Here is a 23236-nt window from a genome sequence, read left to right as displayed (position 1 = left end):
ACTCACTCCCTCCGTAAGAGGTTCAGTCGAGATTCGTACGGGATCAACGGCATATTGAGGATGTGCGCAACCGCCCGTACCGGGTCCAGGCGCACGTAATTGGCCTGACCCCAATGGTATTCGTCGCCGGTGATTTCGTCGCGCACCCAGAACCGGTCGTAGGCCTCCATGCCGAGCGCGGCCATGTCCAGCCAGATCGTGCCTTCCTCGGGGCCGAACGGGTTCAGCGAGACCACCACCAGCACACAGTCACCGGTGACCGGATCGAATTTGCTGTAGGCCAGTAGCGCATCGTTGTCGACAGGGTGGAACGTGATGGTGCGCAACTGCTCCAGCGCTGGGTGTAGCCGCCGGATCTCGTTGAGCCTGCCCAGGAACGGTTCCAGGGACTGACCGGTGGCCACCGCCGCCTCGAAGTCGCGCGGACGGAGCTCGTACTTTTCCGAGTCGAGATACTCCTCGCTGCCCTCGCGCACCGCCCGGTGCTCGAACAACTCGAAACCGGAGTACACGCCCCACACCGAACTGAAGGTGGAGGCCAGCACCGCGCGGATGGCGAACATGCCGGGACCGCCGTGCTGCAGGCTCTCGTGCAGGATGTCCGGCGTGTTGACGAAGAGGTTCGGGCGCGCGCAATCGGCATACTCGGCGATCTGCTCGCCGTACTCGATGAGCTCCCACTTGGCGGTGCGCCAGGTGAAGTACGAATACGACTGGGTGAAACCCAATTTGGCCAGGCCGTACAACCGCGCGGGCCGAGTGAAGGCCTCGGCGAGGAACAACACGTCGGGATCCTCCTGCTTGACCTTACCGATCAGCCAGGCCCAGAAGTTGGGCGGTTTGGTGTGCGGGTTGTCGACCCGGAAGATCTTGACACCGTGCGATATCCAGAACCGCACCACCCGCAGCACCTCGGCGTAGAGCCCGGCCGGGTCATTGTCGAAGTTCAGCGGGTAGATGTCCTGGTACTTCTTCGGGGGATTCTCCGCGTAGGCGATGGTGCCGTCGGGCAGCACGGTGAACCACTCCGGATGCGTCTGCGCCCACGGGTGATCCGGCGCGCACTGCAGCGCGAGGTCCAATGCCACAGACAGTCCCTGATCGGCTGCGGCCGAGACGAAATCGTCGAAGTCCTCGATGGTGCCCAGGTCGGGGTGGACGGCGTCATGACCGCCCTCGGCGCTCCCGATCGCCCACGGCGAGCCGACATCGCCCTCGGCGGCCGTCACGCTGTTGTTGCGCCCCTTGCGGTGCACCCTGCCGATCGGGTGGATCGGTGGCAGATACACCACGTCGAATCCCATCCGGGCGACCCGGGGCAGATCCTTGGCGGCGGTGGCGAAGGTGCCGTGCACCGGTCTGCCCTCGCTGTCCCAGCCGCCGGTGGAACGCGGGAACAGCTCGTACCAGGCCGAGAACCGAGCCTGCGGTCGATCGACCCACACGCCGAACTGTTCACCGCGGGTGAGCAGTTCGCGCAGCGGGTAACGATGCAGCAGGTCGGCGATGGCGGGGGACAGGGCGGCCGCGGCGCGGGTCAGCGGATCACCGGGTTCGCGCAGCGCCGCCGCCGCGTCCACCAACGGGTGGCGCTGCTGACGCGGCACGCCGGTGGCGGCGCGCTCCAGCAGCTGGGCACCCACGAGCAGGTCGTTGTTGAGTTCGCTTTCGCCCTGGCCGGCATCCAGCTTGGCGGTGACACCCTTGCGCCAGGTCGCGATCGGGTCGCCCCAGCCGTCGACGCGGAAGGTCCACATGCCGACCTGGTCCGGGGTGAACTGGCCGTGCAGCACATCCGGCGTCCGGCCGGGCGACATCGGCAGCACCAACGGTTTGATCCGCGGGGGGGTCACCGGGGGTGCGGGTTCGGACACCGAACCCGGCGGGTCCGGAGCCAACTGGGGGTACGCCGTTCCGTGGTAGCGCACCACCAGGGTGGCGGACACCGCGTCGTGACCCTCCCGCCACACCGTCGCCCGCACCGGCACCACCTCGCCGACGACCGCCTTGGCAGGGAATCGTCCACCGGACAGCGCGGGCGCGACGTCATCGATTCCGATACGACCGGTCACGCACGAATCTCCTCACTCGGCGCGGTCCCGACTTCGGTGACCGCGGTCCGTCTGGTCTCTACTTCTGCCTCGACGCGCTCGTTACCGACCCTGAGTACCCACCGTAGTGTCAGGGACACATCGTGGGGCGAGATGAACTCACTCCGGTGACCGAAGCGACATCTCGGGGCCCGTCGCCGGGGTCGGTCAGTAAGGTGGAGCCGCGTGAAAGCCCTCCGCAGATTCACGGTTCGCGCCCACCTCCCCGAGCGGCTCTCCGCACTGGAGACACTGTCGGTCAACCTGCGGTGGTCATGGCACACGCCGACGCAAGACCTGTTCGCCGCCATCGACGCGACACTGTGGGACCAGGTCGGAGCGGACCCGGTGGCGCTGCTGGGGGTGGTCAGCCCGAGTCGTCTCGACGAACTCGCCGGTGACGAGGCCTTCCTGCAGCGTGTCGACGCGCTCGCCGCGGATCTGGACGACTATCTGAGTCGCCCGCTGTGGTATCAACAGCGGGCCGGAGACGGGGTGGAACTCCCCAATGGAATCGCCTACTTCTCCATGGAGTTCGGTGTGGCCGAGGTGCTGCCGAACTACTCCGGTGGCCTGGGCATCCTGGCCGGCGACCACCTGAAATCCGCCTCCGACCTGGGGCTGCCGCTGATAGCGGTCGGGCTGTACTACCGGTCGGGGTACTTCCGGCAGTCGCTGACGGCCGACGGCTGGCAGCATGAGACCTACCCGTCGCTGGACCCGCAGGGGCTACCGCTGCGGCTGTTGACCGAGGCCACCGGCAAGGCAGTGCTCATCGAATTGGCCATGCCCGACGGCGCGCAGCTGTACGCGCATGTCTGGATTGCGCAGGTGGGCCGAATTCCCTTGCTGCTGCTCGATTCCGATATCGGTGAAAACGCGCATGATCTGCGCGGGGTGACCGATCGGCTCTACGGCGGGGACCAGGAGCACCGGATCAAACAGGAGATCCTGGCCGGTATCGGCGGCGTCCGCGCCATCCGCGCCTACACCGAGCTGGAGGGCCTGCCCGCGCCGGAGGTGTTCCACATGAACGAGGGTCACGCCGGTTTCCTGGGTGTGGAGCGGATCCGCGAGCTGATCGATGCCGGACTGGACTTCGACACCGCGCTCACGGTGGTCCGGTCGTCCACGGTGTTCACCACGCACACGCCGGTGCCCGCCGGGATCGACCGATTCCCCGTCGACATGGTCACCCGGTACTTCGGCGGCGAACGCCTGTTGTCGGGCGTGCCGCTGGAACGGGTGCTCGGCTTCGGCGCCGAGGACGATCCGTCCAAGTTCAACATGGCGCACATGGGCCTGCGGCTGGCGCAGCGGGCCAACGGGGTGTCGTTGTTGCACGGCCGGGTCAGCCGGGAGATGTTCAACGAGTTGTGGCCGGGCTTCGACCCGGGTGAGGTCCCGATCGGCTCGATCACCAACGGCGTGCACGCACCGACGTGGGCGGCACCGCTTTGGGTGGAGTTGGCCCGCGAGCTGATCGGCAGCGACGATCTCGGCTCGCTCAGCGAAGCGGACACCTGGCACAAACTGCAGCAGGTCGATGCCGGTCGGCTGTGGCGGATCCGCTCCGAGCTGCGCGGTCTGCTCATCGAGGACGTGCGTGACCGGTTGCGTCGCTCCTGGCTCGAGCGCGGTGCGTCGGAGGCCGAACTGGGCTGGATCGCTTCGGCATTCGACCCTGAGGTGCTGACCGTCGGGTTCGCCCGGCGGGTACCCACCTACAAGCGGCTGACGTTGATGCTGCGCGATCAGGAGCGGCTGGAAAGGCTGTTGCTCGACGCCGACCGACCGGTCCAGTTGATCGTCGCGGGCAAGTCCCATCCCGCCGACGACGGCGGGAAGGCGCTGATCCAGCAGATCGTCCGGTTCGCCGACCGCGCGGAGGTGCGGCACCGGATCGCCTTCCTGCCGGACTACGACATGTCGATGGCCCGGCTGCTGTACTGGGGCTGCGATGTCTGGCTGAACAACCCGCTGCGCCCGCTGGAGGCCTGCGGCACCTCGGGCATGAAGAGCGCGCTGAACGGCGGACTGAACCTGTCCATCCGGGACGGCTGGTGGGACGAGTGGTACGACGGGGAGAACGGGTGGGAGATCCCCACCGCCGACGGGCTTGCCGATGAGAGCCGCCGCGACGATATCGAGGCCGGCGCGTTGTACGACCTTCTCGAACAATCGGTGACCACCACCTTCTACGACCGCAACGAGCACGGTGTGCCGGCCCGCTGGATGGAGATGGTGCGCCATACGCTGCAGGCACTCGGACCGAAGGTCCTCGCCTCGCGCATGGTCCGGGACTACACCGAGAAGTACTATGCGCCCGCCGCGAAGTCGCTGCGCGCCACCATCGAGCCCGCCGACGACGCGACCGGGGTGCCGTTCGGTGCGGCGCGCCAGCTTGCCGCGTATCGCCAACGAGCACAAGAGCAATGGCCGAAGATCCAGATCACCGATGTGGACAGCTATGGTCTGCCCGACACCCCGCTGATCGGCAGTGAACTGACCCTCACCGCATCGGTGTACCTGGCCGGGCTGGCGCCCGACGAGGTCGTCGTGCAGGCGGTCGTGGGCCGCGTCGACAGTGCCGACGTCCTGCAGCATCCGGTCACCGTGGCGATGACGCACACCGGCACCGTGGGCGGCAACCAGATCTTCTCGACGACGACGCCGCTGCCGGTGGCCGGCCCGGTCGGTTACACGGTGCGGGTGCTGCCGCACCACCGACTGCTGGCCGGGGCGAACGAGCTGGCACTGGTCACGCTGGCGTGAGTGCCATTCTGACGGTCGAGCTCCCCAGCGGGCCGTACGCGCTCGCCGCCGGCCCGGACGGCGCCATGTGGGTGACCCTGGTACACAGCGGCCAGATCGCCCGCGTCAGCGCCCAAGGCGATGTCACCGTCTACGACGTCGCGCCCGACAGCAGGCCCTCGATCATCACCGCCGGACCTGACGGTGCCCTGTGGTTCACCCGCAGCGGGGATGACCGGATCGGCCGGATCACCACCGACGGTCTGCTCAGCGAGGTCGAACTGCCCTCCGGCAGCGCACCTTTCGGTATCACGGCAGGGCCGGGGGCGGCGCTGTGGTTCACCGCGATGAATTCCGGGGTGATCGGCAGGCTCGATCTCGACGGCACGGTCACCGAAGTGGCTCATCCCGGGGGGAGGCCGTCGATGATCACCGCGGGTCCCGACGGGGCGCTGTGGTTCACCCTCAACGAGGCCAACGCGGTCGGGCGGCTGGAGCCGTCGGGATCCTTGCGGGTACGCGAGGTGCCGACGCCGCGGTCCGGACCGGTCGGGATCGCAGCCACCCACGACGACGCCATCTGGTTCACCGAGATCCTCGCCGACAAGGTCGGCCGCATCCCGACCGATGAGGCCATCCAGGAACTGGATCTGCCCGGTAAGCCGCACGCGGTGGTCGCCGACCCGTCCGGTGGGGTGTGGGTCAGCCTCTGGGGCGCCGACCAGGTCGCTCGCATCACGGCCGACGGGGAGGTGAGCACCATCGACCTGATCGAGAACGGTGAACCGCACGGCTTGGCCGTCGCCGCCGACGGCGCGCTCTGGGTGGCTTTGGAGGCCGGCTACCTGTGGCGGTTGCCGGTGGGCTGAGTCCCGCACTGGCCGTGTCCTTGTCGTGGCCGCAGAGTTACATAGGCGATGTAAGTTCCTCGAGGTGCCTATTGCGGGGTTTGTCGTGCCACGACCCTTTGCGCTGTTCACCGTGGTGATCACGGCTGCCGTACTGTGCGCTCCGGTCGCTGCCGGCGACCCGGGCATCGATCCGAACGAGCCCGATGTCGACCCGGTGTTCGCGCCCGCCATCGATCCCGCGCTGGAACCCCCGCTCACCCCGGTCATGCAACCCGTCGCGGTGGCGGTGCCGCCGTCGCCCCAACCGCAGCTGCACGGTCTCGTCGCCTCGCCACCGCCGACCAGCACCGAGACTCCGGACGGCTGGAGGCTCACACTGTCCGCGGTCAACGAGACCCAACTGGTCGTCGCTCCGCTGACCACCGCACTGTCCTCACGCAGTTACATCGTCGGGGGCACGTTCAGCGGGAACATCACCGGGCCCGAGGGCGGTGAGATCCCGGAGGGGGTGCTGGAGGTCGGCTACCAGATCGGTTGCGGTGTCGACATGAGCACGTCCAACGGTGTCACGATCACCGGCACAGCCGGACTGTCGCCGTCCGTGGGGCTGGCCGGTGTCGACGTGGGCTCGCCGGCGCTCGACGGTCTGATCCCGGTGCTGACCACGCCCGTCACCGGTGGTGCGGCCATCGGGCTGAAACCGGGCATCATCAACATGGTCCCGGTGACCCAAAAGGAGTTCCGGGGATTCAATCCGTGGGTGCTGGTCAGCAACTTCCAGGTCAAGATCGACGGATGCGTGGGCCAATCCTTCATCCGCTCGTATGCCTTCCTGACCCGCTCGACGGACGAATCCGATTCGGTACTGGCCTATTACGGCGAGACCAAGGTGGTCTGACCCAGCCACCCCGAGCCGCTGCGCTCTCCCCCGCGCGCGCGGGAGGTGTGCCCAGTCCGCCGTCAGGGGAACCGCTTGAAGCAGCGGTCCTGCTCGCCGAGCACACCGACCCGGAACGCGTCGATCCGGGAGAAGCCCGACGGCACCGATTCGCCGTTGACGTCGCTGGCAACCAGGCCGTTGAGCAGGATGCCCGACACCGCCTCGTCCACATCGCCCGCGGTGAGCGCGATGGTGTTGCCGTCCGGGGTGCTGACGTCGTCGACCATCTTTGCGGTCGCGACACCCGTCAGGCACGCGGTCCGCAGGGCGGCCTGCGCCGTATCCAATTCGACACCGCCGCGCTGATGCTGGATCGACTGCATGTAGCGCGATACCAGCACCGAATATGCGGTGTTGTCACCGGTGGCCAGTCCGGTGTCCTCGTCATCGGATTGCGCGCCGAGGACCTCCAGTGCGGGCAGATCCACCGCGATGGTGTTGGTGGCCGGGCAGAACGTCACCGGCGCATCGGAATCGGCGTCCGCACAAGCATGCGGCTCGAAGGTGAGTTCGGGCGGTTCGGCCGGCTCGAACAGGATGTCCATCGCGTCCACGACGGAACGCACCGAGTCCTCGGTGATCTGCAGCTCCCCAGATTGGTTCTCCGGCAACAACACCGGCAGATCGCCGCGGCGCTGCTTGATCTCGGCCGGGTCCATCGTCGCGCACGACCCGGCGCCGTCGGTGAAGCCGAACTGGAACGCCGACACCCGCTCGAAGGCCGACCCGTGTTCATCGTCGCCCACGTCGGCATCACTTTCGCTGAGCAGGGGATCGCGAAACGCGATCATCGCGGCCAGCAGATTGTTCAGTCCGTCACCGGTGGACAACGTGAATCGCGGTGAGTTCCCTTCGGCGACCCACCGCATGTAGACCCCGGCCAGACAGTCGGCCTGCTGTTCGGACACCAGCGTGGGCGTCGACCCGGTGACCATCTCGGCTTGTTGCTGCACCGCGTGCCCGTACTCGTGGGCCAGCACCATGGTGACGGCCATGTCGCCGTTTTCCCGCCGCAGCGACGGCAGCAGCACGCCACGGTCCCAGCCGATCGTCTCGTCGTCCTGGCAGAACGCCGCGTTGACCAGGTTGTAGGTATCGGTGTCGCAGAAGACACCGTCGAAACCGTCTGCATCCCAGGAGATCACGTCGGACACCGGGGTGAAGTCAGCACCGAAGGTCTCCGGGTAGGCGGTCTCCCAGAACTCCTCGATATCGCTGACCGCGCTGACCGCGAGGTGATCGATCTCGCCGCCGTCGGTATCGGTCACCTCGCGGGTGGGTTCGGCGGCGTCATCGCGCAGGCCGGTCGGTCCGTCGGTGGCGGGCATGCCCGCCACCCGGAACGGATCTGCGAACACCGACACCGCGGTGCCCTGCAGTTCCTGTCCGCACCCGCTGAGGACGAGCGCGATGCCGGCGGCCAGCGCCGCACCCGCCCATAGCCGTGCATTTCCCCGTCGCTTCGCTCGCCCCGGTTGGATTCCCCGTCGCTTCGCTCGCCCCGCGTGCCTCATATCGTGCCCCGCCTTTCGGTGCGCGCGGACGGGCTGCCGCGTTGGTGCAGCCAGGATAAGACAAACTGCCGGCGGCGGCGGTTATCCGGGTGCAGAGGTCAGCCGGCCCAGCGCGGCGATGACGCGCTCGTGATCTGTCGTCGCCCAGAAGGGCGGCAGTGATGAGCGCAGATAGCCGCCGTAGCGCGCCGTCGCCATCCGGGAATCCAGCACCGCGACCACCCCGCGATCGTCGACGCGGCGCAGCAGCCGGCCCGCGCCCTGGGAGAGCAGCAGCGCGGCGTGGCTGGCCGCCACCGCCATGAACCCGTTGCCGCCGCGCGCCGCGATGGCCCGCTGGCGCGCGGTCAGCAGCGGATCATCGGGGCGCGGGAACGGAATCCGGTCGATCAGCACCAGCGACAGTGTGCGGCCGGGCACGTCGACGCCCTGCCACAGCGACAGGGTGCCGAACAGCGAGGTCTCCTCGTCATCGGCGAACCGTTGCACCAGTGCGGCGGTGGTGTCCTCGCCCTGGCACAGCACCGGCGTCGACAGCCGTTCGGCCATCACCTCGGCGGTGGCCTTGGCCGCGCGCATCGAGGAGAAAAGGCCCAGGGTGCGCCCGCCCGCGGCGGTGATCAGCGCCTCGATCTCGTCGAGCTGGGCGGGCGATCCGGTGCCATCACGCCCGGGCGGGGGCAGATGTTTGGCCACGTACAGGATTCCGGACTTGGCATGGTCGAACGGTGACCCGACATCCAGCCCACGCCACGTGGTCTTGCCCTCCCCGCCGGAGAGCCCCCAGGCTGCGGCCATCCCGTCGAAGTTGCCCCCGATGGTCAGCGTGGCCGAGGTCAGCACCGCGGTGGAATGGTCAAACAGCCTGGTGCGCAACAACCCCGACACCGACAGCGGCGCCACCCGCAGGATGGCCCGCTTTCCGCCGCCGCCCCGGTGATTCTCCTCGTGGTCGAGCCACACCACATCGAAGCGGTCGGGGATCGCCGGGCCGAACGAATCCAGGATCCGTGCCGCGATGTCGCCGATCTCGGTCACCGCGGTGACGGCCTCGGTGCGCGCGGCGGCCGCCTGCGGGTCGGTGGGGGTGGTGTCGATCGCGGACCGGATGGAGAACGCCGCATCGCGCAGCGCCGTCAGGTAGGTGGCCAGCTCGTCGTCGAGATGATCGATGCGCCCGGGTTCGGCGTCATAGATGGCCGAGGCCAGATTGGCCTCTGCGGCTTCCAGACGGTCGGAGAGTTCGTCGGCGACCAGCCTGCCGATGCGCCGCTGCGCCGCGCCGAGCACGGTGGCAGAGAGTTCCCCGGTGGCCACACTGGTGACCCGGTCGACCAGTTCGTGCGCCTCGTCGACCACCAGCAGGTCGTGTTCGGGCAGCACCGAGGCATCGGCGATGGCGTCGATGGCCAGCAGTGCGTGATTGGTGACCACCACATCGGAGTTGCCCGCCTTGGCGCGGGCCTTCTCCGAGAAACAGTCGGTGCTGAACGGGCAGCGTGACACCCCGATGCACTCCCGTGCCGACACGCTGACCTGGCTCCAGGACCGGTCGGGCACCCCGGGGACCAGGTCGTCGCGGTCACCGGTCTCGGTCTCCGAGGACCAGCTCGTCAGGCGCTGCACATCGCGCCCCAGCGCGGTGGCGGCCACCGCGTCGAACAGTTCCTCCTGCGGGCGGTCCTCCACCGAATCCGCGGCACTGCCATTATGGATCTTGTTCAGGCACAGGTAATTTCCCCGGCCCTTCAGCAGCGCGAAGGTGGGACGCCGGGGGAGCCGGCCGGCCAAGGCATCGGCGAGGCGGGGCAGATCCCGGTCCACCAGCTGACGCTGCAGGGCGATGGTCGCGGTGGACACCACGACGGGTTCGTTGGCTGCGACCGCCCGCGCGATGGACGGCACCAGATAGGCCAGCGACTTACCCGTGCCGGTGCCCGCCTGCACGGCCAGATGACGGCCCGTTTCGAAGGCCTCGGTGACGGCCTCGGCCATCTCGACCTGACCGGGGCGCTGAGCCCCGCCGAGCGCCGCGACCGCCGAGGCGAGCAACTCGGTGACTGAGCTAGTGTTCACGAGGTCGGTTTGTCCGGTGCCACGACGCGGGTCGGGATGGCCGGTTCGCCCTTGGACAGCTTCAGGCCGTCCCACGGCAGGCTGCCCAGCCCGGCTGCCGCCCGGGCGCGGGCCTGCTCCAGGGTGTGCTCGTGCACGGGGTGCCCGCCCCGGACCAGTTCGATCGACAACGGCCGCGAGTCGAGCCCGGCTTCGGTCGGCGGCGGATGTCCGGCCGGATAGACGACCTCTTCCACGATCGTCCCGGAGGGTTTGGCAAGCCGCAGCGCCTCCTTGGTGCCACCCGCCGATGCCTTGTGCGCACTGCGTTTCTGCACGGTGATGCCGTCGACCTCGACGAGCTTGTAGACCATGCCGGCCGTGGGCGCGCCGGATCCGGTGACCAGCGAGGTACCGACGCCGTAGCTGTCGACGGGCTCGGCCCGCAGCGCGGCGATGGCGAACTCGTCGAGGTCGCTGGAGACCACGATCTTGGTGCCGGTCGCTCCGAGACCGTCCAACTGATCGCGCACCTGGCGGACCAGTACGGCGAGTTCACCGGAGTCGATGCGCACCGCGCCCAGGTCGGGGCCGGCGACCGCGATGGCGTTGGCGACGCCGTCGGTGATGTCATAGGTGTCCACCAGCAGGGTGGTGCCGACGCCGAGGGCGTCGACCTGGGCCTGGAACGCGGAGCGTTCTGACAGATTCCGCGCCGAGCGCTCATCTGTTCCGTCTTCGGTGGTGTGCAGCAAGGTGAAGGCATGCGCGCTGGTGCCGAGCGCCGGAACCCCGTAGCGCTGCTGGGCGGCCAGGTTGGAGCTGCCGTGGAATCCGGCGATCCAGGCCGCCCTGGCCGCGGCGACGGCGGCCTCCTCATGGGTGCGCCGCGAACCCATCTCGATGAGCTGTCGGCCGCCGGCCGCCGACACCATCCGGGCCGCGGCCGAGGCGATCGCGCTGTCGTGATTGAGGATGGACAGCGCCAGCGTCTCCAGGACGACGCACTCGGCAAAGCTGCCACGCACCGAGAGCACCGGCGAGTTCGGGAAGTACAGCTCACCCTCCGGATAGCCGTGCACATCGCCGGTGAACCGGAATTCCGACAGATACGCCAACGTGCCGGCGTCCAGGAAATCGGATACCGCCGCCAGGGTCTGCTGATCGAAGGTGAACTGCGCCAGCGCTTCCACGAAACGCCCGGTGCCCGCCACCACCCCGTAGCGCCGTCCCTCGGGCAACCGTCGCGCGAAGACCTCGAAGGTGCACCGCTTGTGCGCCGAGCCGTCGCGCAGCGCAGCCGCGAGCATGGTCAGCTCGTATTTGTCCGTCAGCAGTGCTGTGCTCACGCCGTGGCTCACGATCTCACCGTATCGGTACCGTTCCGGTTCGGGCGCGCAGTCGGCCCCCGGTATCCTGTGCGTCATGGTTACCCCAGCGCGGACCAAGCCGGGTACCCGGGAGGACACGGCGGCTGACGTCGACCGCCGAGAAGACGCCGCCACGGACAGTCCCTGGGTCACGGTCGTGTGGGACGACCCGGTCAATCTGATGTCGTACGTGACCTACGTATTCCAGAAACTGTTCGGCTACTCCGAACCGCACGCCACCAAACTCATGATGCAGGTACATACCGAGGGCAAGGCGGTCGTCTCGGCCGGCAGCCGGGAGTCGATGGAGGTCGACGTCACCAAGCTGCACTCCGCCGGGCTGTGGGCCACCATGCAGCAGGACCGCTGATCACGTGCGGAAATGGAAGCGGATCGACGGCGCCGACGGCCCCCGATTCCGGTCTTCGCTGGCCGCGCACGAGGCCGCGCTGTTGCGCAATCTGGTGACCTCGCTGACCGGGATGCTCGACGATCGCGAATCTGCCGCTCCGGCTGACGAACTCAGCGAGATCACCGGGATCCGCACCGGTCATTCGTCGCCTCCCGAGGACGAGACGATGAAGCGGTTGCTGCCGGACTTCTTCCGGTCCCGCAACGGCCATCCCGCGGGTTCCGCGGCCGCCGACAGCTTGAACAGCGCGCTGCGCAGCCTGCATGAGCCGGCCATCATCGATGCGAAACGGCAAGCGGCGCAACGCCTGCTGGACACCATGCCCGACGGTGGGGGGAAGTTCGAGCTCTCCGAGGATGACGCGCAGGCCTGGGCGTCCGCGGTCAACGACGTGCGTCTGGCGCTCGGCGCGATGCTGGAGATCGGACCCGAGGGCCTCGACCAGCTGCCCGTCGGGCATCCGATGGCCGGCCATCTCGACGTGTACCAGTGGCTGACGGTGCTGCAGGAGTATCTGGTGATCAGCCTGATGGGGTCGCGTCCGTGACCGACTGGGGTTCCATCACCGATGTCGCCGGCATCACGGTCGGTCACCATCAGCGGATCGACGATGACGCGACGCTGGGATCCGGGTGGGCGTGCGGCAGCACCGTGGTGCTGGCGCCGGAAGGCACCGTCGGTGCGGTCGATTGCCGGGGCGGGGCCCCGGGCAGCCGCGAGACCGATCTGCTGGATCCGTCCAACAGCGTGCGTCACGTTGACGCGGTGCTGCTCACCGGCGGCAGCGCGTACGGACTGGCCGCCGCCGACGGCGTGATGACCTGGCTGGAGGAGCAGGGGCGCGGCGTGTCGATGGACGGCGGCGTGGTGCCGATCGTGCCCGGCGCGGTCATCTTCGACCTGCCGGTCGGTGGCTGGGGCTGCCGCCCGACTGCGGAGTTCGGGTACGCCGCGGTGCAGTCCGCCGGCCGGACGTTCGCCATCGGGAACGCCGGAGCCGGCGCGGGAGCACGGGCCGGTGTCCTCAAGGGCGGACTCGGAACCGCCGCGCTGACCCTGCCCGATCTCGGTGTGACGGTGGGGGCGGTCGTCGCGGTCAACTCCGGAGGCAATGTGATCGACCCGACCACCGGGCTACCCTGGATGGCCGATCTCATTGCGGCGTTCGGGTTGAGCTCTCCACCACCCGCGGAGGTGGCCGAGTTCGCGGCCCTCGACAAGGTGAGCGGCCCGCTGAACACCACCATCGCCGTCGTCGCGACCGACGCCGCGCTCAGCCCGGCCGGGTGCCGCCGCATCGCCATCGCGGCCCAGGACGGACTTGCCCACACCATCCGTCCGGCGCATACACCGGTGGACGGCGACACCGTGTTCGCGCTGGCCACCGGCGCGGTGCAGGTGCCAGCTGGATGGGGTCCGTCGGAGAAGGTCCCGGCCGCGATGTCCCCGGAGACGGCGCTGCTGACCGCGATCGGCGCCGCTGCGGCCGACTGTCTGGCACGTGCCGTATTGGTCGGGGTGTTGGCGGCGGAGTCGATCGCCGGAATACCCACCTACCGTGGCCTGTTGCCCGGAGCGTTCCCGTGATGTCGCCGAAACCGAGAAACGGAGTTCTGACGTGCTGGTGATCCGCGCCGACCTGGTGGATGCCATGGTCGCCCACGCGCGCGCCGACCATCCCGACGAGGCGTGCGGCGTGATCGCCGGACCGGAGGGTTCGGATCGCCCGCAGCGTTTCATCCAGATGGTCAACGCGGAGCGGTCCCCGACGTTCTACCGGTTCGATTCCGGTGAGCAGCTCAAGGTGTGGCGCGCGATGGACGACAACGACGAGGTGCCCGTCGTGATCTACCACTCGCACACCGCCACCGAGGCGTACCCCAGCCGCACCGACATCTCGTTCGCGTCCGAACCGGACGCCCACTATGTGCTCGTCTCCACCCGCGACCCCGAGGCGCACGAACTGCGCAGCTACCGCATCCTCGACGGCGTCGTCACCGAAGAACCTGTCAGCATCGTCGAGCAGTACGGATAAAAGGAGCCACCGTGTCAGTAGTCGTGTCGATCCCCACCATCTTGCGCACCCACACCGGCGGAGAGAAGCGGGTGAACGCCGCCGGTGAGACCGTGGGGGCCATCATCGCCGACCTGGAGAGCAACTACTCCGGGATCTCGGAGCGCCTCGTGGACAACGGCAAGCTGCACCGCTTCGTCAACATCTACGTCAACGACGAGGACATCCGGTTCTCCGGTGGCCTGGAAACCGCCATCGCCGACGGTGATTCGGTGACGATCCTGCCCGCCGTTGCAGGTGGGTAAGCCTTGACGCGATACGACTCGCTGCTGCAGGCGCTGGGGAACACCCCGCTGGTGGGCCTGCAGCGGCTCTCGCCGCGCTGGGAGGACGACCAGAACGGTCCGCACGTGCGGTTGTGGGCCAAGCTCGAGGACCGCAACCCCACCGGCTCCATCAAGGACCGGCCCGCCCTGCGGATGATCGAGCAGGCCGAGCGCGACGGGCTCATCAAGCCCGGCGACACCCTGCTGGAGCCGACGAGCGGCAACACCGGCATCTCCCTGGCCATGGCGGCACTGCTCAAGGGTTACCGGCTGATCTGCGTGATGCCGGAGAACACCTCGATCGAGCGGCGTCAGCTCCTCGAGTTGTACGGTGCCAAGATCATCTTCAGCGCCGCCGAGGGCGGGTCGAACACCGCCGTGGCGCACGCCAAAGAGCTTGCTGCACAGAACCCTTCGTGGGTGATGCTGTACCAGTACGGAAACCCGGCCAACGCCGCGGCGCACTATGAGGGGACCGGGCCCGAACTGCTGGCCGACCTGCCGGAGATCACCCATTTCGTCGGTGGCCTCGGCACCACCGGCACGCTGATGGGCACCGGCCGGTTCCTGCGCGAGCATGTGCCGGGCATCCAGATCGTCGCCGCCGAGCCCCGCTACGGCGAGGGTGTGTACGCGCTGCGCAACATCGACGAGGGTTTCGTGCCGGAGCTCTACGACCCGGAGGTCCTGACCACCCGGTTCTCGGTGGGTGCGTTCGACGCCGTCAAACGAACCCGCGAGATCGTCCAGGTGGAGGGCATCTTCGCGGGGATCTCCACCGGCGCGATCCTGCACGCCGCACTCGGTATGGCGGCCAAGGCCATCAAGGCCGGCGAGCGCGCCGATATCGCCTTCACCGTGTGTGACGCCGGTTGGAAGTATCTGTCCACCGGTGCCTACGCCGGTAGCCTCGATGATGCAGAGGATGCGTTGGAAGGGCAGCTGTGGGCATAAATCTCCCGATCACCCCCGAGCCGAAGAAGAAGCCGGCCTGGGTGGTCGGTGGCGCGACGATCATCGGTTTCGTCACGCTGCTGTATGTCGTGGAGATCGTCGACACCGTCATGGGGCACCGCCTCGACAACGACGGCATCCGGCCGCTGCAGACCGACGGCCTGTGGGGCATTCTCTGGGCGCCGCTGTTGCACGGCGGCTGGCCGCACCTGATCGCCAACACCGTGCCCGCGCTGGTGCTCGGCTTCCTGATGACCCTGGCGGGCATGGGGCGCTTCATCGGCGCCACCGCCATCATCTGGGTGCTGGGCGGATTCGGCACCTGGCTGATCGGCAATATCGGCGCGCACTGCCCCTACGTGGGCGTGCAGTGCACCACCAACCACATCGGGGCGTCCGGGCTGATCTTCGGGTGGCTGACGTTCCTGATCGTGTTCGGATTCTTCACCCGTACGGCCTGGGAGATCGTCGTCGGCGTGATCGTCGCGCTGGTCTACGGCGGCATCCTGCTCGGGGTGGTTCCGGGGACGCCCGGGGTGTCCTGGCAGGGGCACCTGTGCGGCGCGATCGCCGGGTTCGTCGCGGCGTACGTCTTGTCCGGGCCGGAACGCAAGGCGCGCGAACAGCGCAAGACAGGCGCCCCGCTGCGCGCCTGAGGGCGCGTGTGCTGGTGTGCGTCGGGCCACTGCGCGGGTGCGACTGATGCACAGCGGACGGTCCGTCACTGCGGCGTCCCGGGTCACGGCGGGGACACAACATGAAACTTGTCGCCCAATGCGGTGATGCCTTCGCCCCGATGCTGTAGGGCATGGCAAGCTAGAGATGTGCGAGTCACCGTACTGGGTTGTTCCGGCAGTGTTGTCGGCCCTGATTCGCCCGCGTCCGGATATCTGCTGACCGAACCCGACACGGCCCCGATGGTGCTCGACTTCGGCGGCGGCGTGCTCGGTGCGCTGCAGCGGCACGCGGATCCGGGTGCGGTGAACGTGCTGCTCTCACATCTGCACGCCGACCACTGCCTGGACATGCCCGGGCTGTTCGTCTGGCGCCGGTATCACCCCAATCCGCCCGAGGGCCGCGCGATGCTGTTCGGCCCGACGCACACCTGGGAGCGTCTCGGCGCGGCGTCCTCGCCCGAGGGCGGCGAGGTCGACGACATCTCCGACATCTTCGAGGTGCAGTCCTGGGTGGACGGCCGTGCCGTCAAACTGGGCGCACTGACGGTCGAGCCGCGGTTGGTGTGTCATCCCACCGAGTCCTACGGCATGCGCTTCACCGACCGTGACGGCGTCACGTTCGCCTACAGCGGAGACACCGGAATCTGTGATGCGGTAGTCGAATTGGCGCGTGGAGTCGACGTGTTCCTGTGCGAGGCTTCGTGGACGCACTCGCCCGAGCGCCCGCCGAACCTGCACCTGTCCGGTACCGAGGCCGGCCAGATCGCCGCCCGTGCGGGAGTGGGTGAACTGCTGCTCACCCACATTCCGCCGTGGACATCGCGCGAGGATGTCATCAGCGAGGCCAAGGCCGAGTTCGACGGTCCGGTGCACGCCGTGGTGTGCGGCGAGACCTTCGATGTGACGCGTCACTGAGGCCGGACATGGCTTGTCTGGAGCGTGCTCCTCAACGCGGCTCGTTCCTCACCGCTTGATCGTCGCGCGCTAGTGTTGCCTCGTGTCCAGACGAGAAGACGGCCGGCTTGACGACGAACTGAGGCCAGTGGTCATCACCCGCGGTTTCACCACCCACCCCGCCGGCTCGGTGCTGGTCGAGTTCGGCCAGACCCGGGTCATGTGCGCCGCCTCGGTCACCGAGGGAGTGCCGCGCTGGCGGAAGGGCTCCGGGCAGGGCTGGCTGACCGCCGAGTACGCCATGCTGCCCGCGGCCACCCACGAGCGCTCCGGCCGTGAGTCCGTCAAGGGCAAGGTCGGCGGACGTACCCAGGAGATCAGCCGGCTGGTCGGCCGGTCCCTGCGCGCCTGTATCGACCTCGGTGCGCTGGGGGAGAACACCATCGCCATCGACTGCGACGTCCTGCAGGCCGACGGTGGCACCCGCACCGCCGCGATCACCGGCGCCTATGTGGCGCTCTCCGATGCCGTGACCTATCTGGCGGCGGCGGGCCGACTGTCCGATCCGCGTCCGCTGTCCTGCGCTATCGCCGCCGTGTCGGTCGGCGTCGTCGACGGCCGGGTCCGGGTGGATCTGCCCTACACCGAGGACTCCCGTGCCGAGGTCGATATGAACGTCGTCGCCACCGATACCGGCACCCTGGTGGAGATCCAGGGCACCGGCGAGGGCGCGACGTTCCCGCGCTCGACGCTGGACAAAATGCTGGACCTGGCGATGGCGTCCTGCGAGGAGCTGTTCACCATCCAGCGCGCCGCCCTCGAGCTGCCCTACCCGGGTGTGCTGCCCGAGCCCAGTGGGCCGGCGAAGAAGTCCTTCGGAAGCTAGGGATGTCCCGGCTGCTGGTTGCCTCCCGCAACGCCAAGAAGCTGGCCGAGCTGCGTCGGGTGCTCGACGCGGCCGGGCTCTCCGGGCTGACGCTGCTGTCGCTGACCGATGTGCCGCCGTTCGAGGAGGCACCCGAGACCGGCGCGACCTTCGAGGAGAACGCGCTGGCCAAGGCGCGCGACGCCTACGCCGCGACCGGGATCCCGGCGGTGGCCGACGACTCGGGTCTTGCCGTCGACGCGCTGAACGGGATGCCGGGCGTGCTGTCGGCGCGGTGGTCCGGTGCGCACGGCAATGACGTAGCGAACCTGGAGCTGCTGCTGGGCCAGCTGCGCGATGTGCCCGACGAGCGGCGCGGGGCGGCCTTCGTCTCGGCGTGCGCACTGGTGTCCGGCTCCGGTGAAACGGTGGTGCGCGGTGAGTGGCCGGGTGCCATCGCCCTGGAGCCGCGGGGCGAGGGCGGGTTCGGCTATGACCCGATCTTCGTCCCGGACGGATCGGCGCGGTCGGCGGCCGAACTGACCCCGGCCGAGAAGGACGCGGCCTCGCACCGTGGCCGTGCGCTGGCGCTGCTGGTGCCGGCGCTGCGCGCGCTCATCTAGCTCTGCCATCGCCCGCTCTGCTTGGCGAAACTCGCGTACCCGGGGTAACGGCGTCGCGATTAACACCGGGTACGCGAGTTTCGCCGAATTTGAGAGCGCTGAAATTTTGCATAGCGCAACTAACGTGTAATGCTCGCGGCCGTGGTCCCCACCGAGCAGCGACGGCCGCTATCGGCCCATCCCGGCGTTCTGATCGCCGTGCTGTGCGCCGCCGGTATCAGCGTCTCACTGATGCAGACCCTGATCATCCCGCTCATCCCGGAGCTGCCGAAGCTGTTGCACGCCAGCCCGTCCAACGCATCCTGGGCCATCACCGCCACGCTGCTGACGGCCGCCGTCACCACCCCGGTCTTCGGCCGCCTCGGTGATCTCTACGGTCCGAAACCGATCCTGATCGTGTGTGCCGCGGTGCTGATCGCCGGATCGCTGGTGTCCGCGCTGAGCACGTCGCTGGTCCCGTTTGTCATCGGCCGCGGTCTGCAGGGGTTGGGCATTCCGATCATCCCCTTGGGCATCAGCGTGCTGCGGGCCTCGGTGCCCGCCGAGCGGGTCGGCAGCGCGATGGGACTGATGAGCTCCTCGCTGGGGGTGGGCGGCGCGCTCGGGCTGCCGCTCTCTGCCGCGATCGCTCAGCAGTTCAGCTGGCATGCGCTGTTCTGGTTCGCCGCCGGTCTCGGCGCCGTACTGCTGGTGCTCTTCGTCGTGCTGGTGCCCGCGGTGCCGGCATCCTCGAGTGACCGGCTCGATCCGCTGGGCGCGCTGCTGCTCGCCGGCGGTCTGGTGACGTTGTTGCTCGGGATCACCAAGGGCCGGGACTGGGGCTGGACCTCGGGGACCACCGTCGGGATGTTCGCCGCATCGCTGGTGGTATTCGCCGTCTTCGTGGTGTGGCAGCTGCGCTTCGACTCACCGATCGTCGACCTGCGCACCTCGGTCCGGCCGCCGGTGCTGCTCACCAACATCGCCTCGGTCGGGGTGGGGTTCGCCATGTTCGCACTCACCCTGATCGCCCCGCAGGTGCTGGAACTGCCCACCGACACCGGCTATGGGCTGGGCATGTCCATGCTGGAGGCGGGGCTGTGGATGGCACCCGGCGGGCTGGCGATGATGGTGATGGCGCCGATCGCGGCGCGGGTGGCCGGGGCCCGCGGCCCACGTTTCACGCTGTTCGTCGGCTGCGTCATCATCGCCGCGTCCTACCTATCCGGGCTGTGGCTGCTCGGCAGTGGGCCGCAGGTGCTGGCGCTCAACGTGCTCATCAGCATCGGGGTGGGTTTCGCCTACGCGTCCATGCCGGCGCTCATCAACGCCGCCGTGCCGATGTCGGAGACCGCGGCCGCCAACGGTCTCAATGCGCTGGCGCGGTCGCTGGGCACCTCGATCTCCAGTGCCGTGCTCGGCGCCATCCTGGCGGCGATGACGATGACCGCCGGTGGGCACGAGGTGCCCACCCTTGACGGGTTCCGCACCGCGCTGATCGTAGCGGCGGCGGTGTCCGGGCTGTCCGCGGTGCTGACGCTGCTGATCCCGGTGGCGCGTCAGGAAGCGGAAGTCACAGACCGAAGCGCTTCTTCACGTCTTGCGTCTGGAAGTGCTCCACGATGAGACCCAGCAGGGGAACGGTGCCGGAGATCAGGGTGCCGATCGCGCGGCCCAGCGGCCAGCGGACCTTCACCGCGAGGTTCGCGGTGGCGATCAGATAGGCGAAGTACACCCAGCCGTGCACCACGGCGATCCAGCTCAGTGAGTCGTCCTGGAACCCGTACTTGCGCACCATCTCGTAGCAGAGCGCGATCAGCCAGAGACCGGTCGCCCAGGCCAGCACCCGGTAGCTGGCCAGCGCCTTCTGGATGGAGGACAGCGGAACCAGCGGTTCCTGGCTGTCAGTTTCGGCCGGGGTCTCGGGCGTGCTCATGTGGTGGTCCTGTCGTCAGGGTTTTCGGATTGTGCGAGATCGGCGAGGTAGGCGTTGTACTCCCGCAGCGTCGGATCGTCGTCGGCGGGCGCCGCGGCCTTGGGGCGTTCCGGGAGAAGGCCGGCCGGGATCTCGGTGGCGGTGTCCGTCGGGTCGTAGGTCGGCGGGGCTTCCTCCAGGCGGACGAACTTGAAGTATGCGTAGACGCAGAATGCGGCGAACATCGGCCACTGCAGGGCGTACCCGAGATTCAGGAAGGTGCCCGAGTTCGATTCGTAGCGGGTCCACTGCCACCACGCCAGCAGCAGGCAGCCGCCGGCGCCGACGGCGGCCAGCGCGATGAGCGCCGGTCTCCTACGTCGTGTAGTGGACATGGGTCGACTTTACCGTCCGCCGATTCAGGCCTTGGGGCCGACGAACTCATCGAGGCGTGCGGTCGCGGCTTTTCTATATACCGCGATCATGTAGCGGCTGTTCTGGGTCCACGGGATGCCGAGTGCGTCGAGGGCGGCGCAGAACAGATTGCGGATATCGGTCGAGTGGTTGGTGAAGTGATAGCGGACGCTGGCGACCCCGCGGTCGTTGGCCACCACGCGGCAACCGTCGCTGTGGATGAGACCGCGGATGAAGTCCTCGGTGGCGGCGTCGACGTGGGCCTGCTGCCAGGGTTGCAGGATGATCGGGCGGAGGTGTTTCGGCCCTGGTCCGTGTTGGGGGAACAGACATGGCCAGTGTTTGGAGAAGAGCGACACGTCGACGCAGCCGGTCTTGCGGGGGAACACCGTGGCATGTTGGCCGAGCATAATTTTGTCGATGGCGTCACAGCAGCTCTCGATGATCCCCGGATACTTCTTGTCGAGTGTCACTCGGAGCCGCCAGACGCGGCCGGCGCGGCAGACATAGCCGTCGCCGAGGTACATGCCCAGGAGGTAGCTGTACGCGTCCGACGGCAGCATGCTGTAGTCGTGGCTGCTACAGCTGTCGCGCGGTGTGATTGAACGGCGGTTGTGCCGCCAATCGCAGACGGTCCGCCGCGGTATCCCCGTCTGTCGTGAGATCGCACAGTCATTCAATCCGGCGTCAATCAGTGACCGCACGGTGTTGAAATTTTCGATCGAGCGCATAGGGCCTCCCGCTGCCTGCCCTCGACGTTAGTTCGCCCCACCGACAACCAGATACGCGCAGCGAGACGGTAGTCTGAACCCGCCTGCGGGCGTGATGGAACGGCAGACATGCCGGCTTTAGGTGCCGGTGCTCGGAAGAGCGTGAGGGTTCGAATCCCTCCGCCCGCACAGTAAAGCTCCTTCGATTTGGCGCTGCCGTTGGTTGTGCCGGTTCCTACCCCGCGGCGGGCGGAGTTCCCCAGCACTCGACCACCTCGCCGATATGCCGCAGCATCACATAGCGGTAATCCGCCTCCCGGGCATCGGCGGACCGCTCGTCGAATTCGGCTCGAGCGCCCGCCTCGTCGCCCTGGTAGACGTCGGTGGGCACCGGCGGCACGCCCGTGTTCTGCGGATCGTCGACGACACCGATCTGGACGGTCCATGAGTTGTCAGCCATGACCTCCGAGTACCCCGCCTGAAGGCCGCCCAACGCTAGTAAGTGTCCATGCCAGCGGGAAACCGTCGGCGGCTCAGCACGGCTGTGTCATAGTCGTCCGGGCGTTTTGCTCAGACGAAGGAGTCCCCGTGCAGATCGATCCGGCCGCCACGACCTGGCTGCTTGTCAGCACCGCCATGGTTCTGTTGATGACGCCCGGTCTGGCCATCTTCTACGGCGGCATGGTCCGCTCGACCGGCGTGCTCAACATGATCATGATGAGCTTCATCTCCATCCCGGTCGTCACGGTGACGTGGGTGGTGGCCGGCTACAGCCTGGCGTTCGGTGAGGATGCCGGCGGCGGTTTGATCGGTGGGCTGCAGCACATCGGGTTGTCAGGTATCGACCTGGACGCGGTGCGCTCCAATGTGCCCGAGCTCCTGTTCGTCACCTTCCAACTGGCGTTTGCGATCCTGACCGCGGCCCTGGTGAGCGGCGCCATCGCCGATCGCGCCAAGTTCTCGTCGTGGGTGTTGTTCGTCGCGGCCTGGACCCTGCTGGTGTATTCGCCGGTGGCGCACTGGGTGTGGGGGCCCGGCGGGTGGTTGGCGACCTTCGGTGCGCTCGACTATGCGGGTGGGCTGGTCGTCGAAATTGTCTCCGGGGCATCGGCATTGGCCCTCGCGCTGGTGCTTGGGCCGCGTATCGGCTTCAAGTCCGAGGCGATGCGTCCGCACAATCTTCCGTTCGTGCTGCTCGGTGTCGGTCTGCTGTGGTTCGGCTGGTTCGGATTCAACGCCGGGTCGGCCTTCGCCGTCGACGGCAAGGCGGCCGTGATCTTCCTGAACACACTGCTTGCCGGATGTCTGGGCATGCTCGGCTGGTTGGCCGTGGAACGGTTCCGCGACGGCCATCCGACCACCTTCGGTGCGGCGTCCGGTGTGGTGGCCGGGCTGGTCGCCATCACCCCGTCGTGCGGGTTCGTCTCACCGCTCGGTGCCATTCTGGTCGGTCTCGCCGCCGGCGTGGTCTGCTCGTTCGCCATCGGCTGGAAGTTCAAGGCCGGTTATGACGACTCCCTGGACGTGGTCGGGGTGCACTTCGTCGGCGGCGTGGTGGGTACCTTCCTGATCGGATTGTTGGCCGCGGAAATGATCTCGGGCGGACCGGAAGGTCTGTTCTACGGCGGCGGGGTCACCCAGCTGGGCAAGCAGACACTGGCGATTGTCGTCGTCGCCGCCTTCGCATTCGTTGTTTCATTCGTGCTGGCGAAGATCATCGCGATGACGGTCGGTTTCCGGGTCACCCGCGAGGACGAACTGTCCGGCATCGACTTCACCCAGCACGCCGAAACCGCGTACGCGGAGGGCGTGCACGGGACACCGCACAAGCGTCCCGGCGCCTGACCCGCAGATCTTTGCGATGGCAATATTTCGGTTG

Annotated in this window: 23 protein-coding genes and 1 tRNA gene; 16 read left to right on the top strand and 8 right to left on the bottom strand. The window is 68.0% G+C overall.

Annotation, left to right across the window (positions count from 1 at the left end):
• Nucleotides 1-2: 2 nt before the first annotated feature.
• Nucleotides 3-2072: an alpha-1,4-glucan--maltose-1-phosphate maltosyltransferase gene (locus tag C6A86_RS20380; protein ID WP_105363624.1), complete on the bottom strand. Its 2070-nt coding sequence runs from the start codon at nt 2070-2072 to the stop codon at nt 3-5.
• Between the two features lie 204 nt (nt 2073-2276).
• Here C6A86_RS20380 and glgP point away from each other — a divergent pair, with 204 nt between their 5' ends.
• From glgP to C6A86_RS20365, 3 genes are all read left to right on the top strand, one after another.
• Complete coding sequence (glgP, locus tag C6A86_RS20375; RefSeq protein ID WP_105363625.1) at nt 2277-4865, top strand: alpha-glucan family phosphorylase; 2589 nt, start codon at nt 2277-2279, stop codon at nt 4863-4865.
• Nucleotides 4862-5713 carry a virginiamycin B lyase gene (locus tag C6A86_RS20370; RefSeq protein WP_105363626.1) on the top strand — a complete coding sequence of 284 codons (852 nt, stop codon included), beginning with the start codon at nt 4862-4864 and terminating at the stop codon, nt 5711-5713. The genes glgP and C6A86_RS20370 overlap by 4 nt, the downstream gene beginning before the upstream one ends.
• An 85-nt stretch (nt 5714-5798) precedes the next feature.
• Nucleotides 5799-6593: an MspA family porin gene (locus tag C6A86_RS20365; RefSeq protein ID WP_233213027.1), complete on the top strand. Its 795-nt coding sequence runs from the start codon at nt 5799-5801 to the stop codon at nt 6591-6593.
• Between the two features lie 62 nt (nt 6594-6655).
• Here the strand turns inward: C6A86_RS20365 and C6A86_RS20360 are convergent, their stop codons facing one another.
• The 3 genes from C6A86_RS20360 to C6A86_RS20350 all read right to left on the bottom strand — a co-directional run bounded on the left by C6A86_RS20360 (nt 6656) and on the right by C6A86_RS20350 (nt 11631).
• Nucleotides 6656-7999 (bottom strand): neutral zinc metallopeptidase, encoded by a 1344-nt coding sequence (locus tag C6A86_RS20360; protein ID WP_396833946.1) that lies wholly within the window; start codon nt 7997-7999, stop codon nt 6656-6658.
• 231 nt (nt 8000-8230) lie between these two features.
• Complete coding sequence (locus C6A86_RS20355; protein WP_105363163.1) at nt 8231-10225, bottom strand: ATP-dependent DNA helicase; 1995 nt, start codon at nt 10223-10225, stop codon at nt 8231-8233.
• A complete protein-coding gene (locus tag C6A86_RS20350; protein WP_105363162.1) occupies nt 10222-11631 on the bottom strand; it encodes a nicotinate phosphoribosyltransferase in 1410 nt (469 codons plus the stop codon). Before C6A86_RS20350 ends, C6A86_RS20355 begins: the two co-directional genes overlap by 4 nt.
• Here C6A86_RS20350 and clpS point away from each other — a divergent pair.
• The 11 genes from clpS to C6A86_RS20295 all read left to right on the top strand — a co-directional run bounded on the left by clpS (nt 11630) and on the right by C6A86_RS20295 (nt 19944).
• Nucleotides 11630-11944 carry an ATP-dependent Clp protease adapter ClpS gene (clpS, locus tag C6A86_RS20345; protein WP_057167337.1) on the top strand — a complete coding sequence of 105 codons (315 nt, stop codon included), beginning with the start codon at nt 11630-11632 and terminating at the stop codon, nt 11942-11944. The two genes, C6A86_RS20350 and clpS, sit on opposite strands and share 2 nt — an antisense overlap.
• 4 nt (nt 11945-11948) lie before the next feature.
• The gene (locus C6A86_RS20340; RefSeq protein WP_105363161.1) at nt 11949-12533 is read left to right on the top strand and encodes a DUF2017 domain-containing protein; all 585 of its coding nucleotides are present in this window, start codon (nt 11949-11951) and stop codon (nt 12531-12533) included.
• Complete coding sequence (locus C6A86_RS20335; protein WP_105363160.1) at nt 12530-13573, top strand: P1 family peptidase; 1044 nt, start codon at nt 12530-12532, stop codon at nt 13571-13573. The genes C6A86_RS20340 and C6A86_RS20335 overlap by 4 nt, the downstream gene beginning before the upstream one ends.
• A gap of 64 nt (nt 13574-13637) precedes the next feature.
• A complete protein-coding gene (locus C6A86_RS20330; RefSeq protein ID WP_233212988.1) occupies nt 13638-14021 on the top strand; it encodes a Mov34/MPN/PAD-1 family protein in 384 nt (127 codons plus the stop codon).
• 11 nt (nt 14022-14032) lie between these two features.
• On the top strand, nt 14033-14305 hold the full coding sequence (locus C6A86_RS20325) for a MoaD/ThiS family protein (protein WP_105363159.1): 273 nt from the start codon (nt 14033-14035) through the stop codon (nt 14303-14305).
• Nucleotides 14306-14308: 3 nt separating this feature from the next.
• Nucleotides 14309-15280: a cysteine synthase gene (locus C6A86_RS20320; RefSeq protein ID WP_105363158.1), complete on the top strand. Its 972-nt coding sequence runs from the start codon at nt 14309-14311 to the stop codon at nt 15278-15280.
• Nucleotides 15277-15936: a rhomboid family intramembrane serine protease gene (locus C6A86_RS20315; RefSeq protein WP_105363165.1), complete on the top strand. Its 660-nt coding sequence runs from the start codon at nt 15277-15279 to the stop codon at nt 15934-15936. The genes C6A86_RS20320 and C6A86_RS20315 overlap by 4 nt, the downstream gene beginning before the upstream one ends.
• Before the next feature lie 168 nt (nt 15937-16104).
• The gene (locus tag C6A86_RS20310; protein ID WP_233212986.1) at nt 16105-16872 is read left to right on the top strand and encodes a cyclic nucleotide-degrading phosphodiesterase; all 768 of its coding nucleotides are present in this window, start codon (nt 16105-16107) and stop codon (nt 16870-16872) included.
• An 82-nt stretch (nt 16873-16954) separates the two neighbouring features.
• On the top strand, nt 16955-17737 hold the full coding sequence (rph, locus tag C6A86_RS20305) for a ribonuclease PH (RefSeq protein ID WP_105363156.1): 783 nt from the start codon (nt 16955-16957) through the stop codon (nt 17735-17737).
• Between the two features lie 2 nt (nt 17738-17739).
• Complete coding sequence (gene rdgB / locus C6A86_RS20300) at nt 17740-18339, top strand: RdgB/HAM1 family non-canonical purine NTP pyrophosphatase (RefSeq protein WP_105363155.1); 600 nt, start codon at nt 17740-17742, stop codon at nt 18337-18339.
• 129 nt (nt 18340-18468) lie between these two features.
• On the top strand, nt 18469-19944 hold the full coding sequence (locus C6A86_RS20295) for an MFS transporter (protein WP_105363154.1): 1476 nt from the start codon (nt 18469-18471) through the stop codon (nt 19942-19944).
• On the opposite strand, the gene C6A86_RS20290 is transcribed toward C6A86_RS20295, so the two are convergent.
• From C6A86_RS20290 to C6A86_RS20280, 3 genes are read right to left on the bottom strand one after another with little or no spacing between them, the layout of a single operon-like run.
• Nucleotides 19892-20254, bottom strand: coding sequence for a DUF3817 domain-containing protein (locus C6A86_RS20290; protein ID WP_105363153.1), 363 nt, complete (start codon nt 20252-20254; stop codon nt 19892-19894). The genes C6A86_RS20295 and C6A86_RS20290 overlap by 53 nt on opposite strands.
• Nucleotides 20251-20628, bottom strand: a complete 378-nt coding sequence (locus tag C6A86_RS20285; RefSeq protein WP_105363152.1) for a hypothetical protein — start codon at nt 20626-20628, stop codon at nt 20251-20253. Before C6A86_RS20285 ends, C6A86_RS20290 begins: the two co-directional genes overlap by 4 nt.
• Before the next feature lie 24 nt (nt 20629-20652).
• Nucleotides 20653-21210, bottom strand: coding sequence for a hypothetical protein (locus tag C6A86_RS20280; RefSeq protein WP_233212985.1), 558 nt, complete (start codon nt 21208-21210; stop codon nt 20653-20655).
• Nucleotides 21211-21463: 253 nt separating this feature from the next.
• Here C6A86_RS20280 and C6A86_RS20275 point away from each other — a divergent pair.
• Nucleotides 21464-21546 (top strand) — tRNA-Leu (locus C6A86_RS20275).
• A gap of 46 nt (nt 21547-21592) precedes the next feature.
• Here the strand turns inward: C6A86_RS20275 and C6A86_RS20270 are convergent.
• Entirely contained in the window at nt 21593-21817 is a 225-nt protein-coding gene (locus C6A86_RS20270; RefSeq protein ID WP_105363150.1) for a hypothetical protein, read from the bottom strand.
• Between the two features lie 176 nt (nt 21818-21993).
• On the opposite strand from C6A86_RS20270, the gene C6A86_RS20265 reads away from it, so the two are divergent.
• Nucleotides 21994-23202 (top strand): ammonium transporter, encoded by a 1209-nt coding sequence (locus tag C6A86_RS20265; RefSeq protein ID WP_233212987.1) that lies wholly within the window; start codon nt 21994-21996, stop codon nt 23200-23202.
• Nucleotides 23203-23236: the final 34 nt, after the last annotated feature.

The organism is Mycobacterium sp. ITM-2016-00316 (genome assembly GCF_002968335.2).
Classification (GTDB): Bacteria; Actinomycetota; Actinomycetes; order Mycobacteriales; family Mycobacteriaceae; genus Mycobacterium.
The sequence above is the reverse complement of the archived record's forward strand: the minus strand, read 5'-3'. Positions and strand labels throughout refer to the sequence as shown.

What these genes read in the sequence shown, in the direction of transcription:
- clpS (WP_057167337.1), top strand. Translation starts at nt 11,630, where the DNA reads ATGGTTACCCCAGCGCGGACCAAGCCGGGTACCCGGGAGGACACGGCG.
- C6A86_RS20350 (WP_105363162.1), bottom strand. Translation starts at nt 11,631, where the DNA reads ATGACGCACAGGATACCGGGGGCCGACTGCGCGCCCGAACCGGAACGG.
- C6A86_RS20330 (WP_233212988.1), top strand. Translation starts at nt 13,638, where the DNA reads ATGGTCGCCCACGCGCGCGCCGACCATCCCGACGAGGCGTGCGGCGTG.
- rdgB (WP_105363155.1), top strand. Translation starts at nt 17,740, where the DNA reads ATGTCCCGGCTGCTGGTTGCCTCCCGCAACGCCAAGAAGCTGGCCGAG.
- C6A86_RS20295 (WP_105363154.1), top strand. Translation starts at nt 18,469, where the DNA reads ATGCTCGCGGCCGTGGTCCCCACCGAGCAGCGACGGCCGCTATCGGCC.
- C6A86_RS20290 (WP_105363153.1), bottom strand. Translation starts at nt 20,254, where the DNA reads ATGAGCACGCCCGAGACCCCGGCCGAAACTGACAGCCAGGAACCGCTG.
- C6A86_RS20285 (WP_105363152.1), bottom strand. Translation starts at nt 20,628, where the DNA reads ATGTCCACTACACGACGTAGGAGACCGGCGCTCATCGCGCTGGCCGCC.
- C6A86_RS20280 (WP_233212985.1), bottom strand. Translation starts at nt 21,210, where the DNA reads ATGCTGCCGTCGGACGCGTACAGCTACCTCCTGGGCATGTACCTCGGC.
- C6A86_RS20270 (WP_105363150.1), bottom strand. Translation starts at nt 21,817, where the DNA reads ATGGCTGACAACTCATGGACCGTCCAGATCGGTGTCGTCGACGATCCG.
- C6A86_RS20265 (WP_233212987.1), top strand. Translation starts at nt 21,994, where the DNA reads ATGGTTCTGTTGATGACGCCCGGTCTGGCCATCTTCTACGGCGGCATG.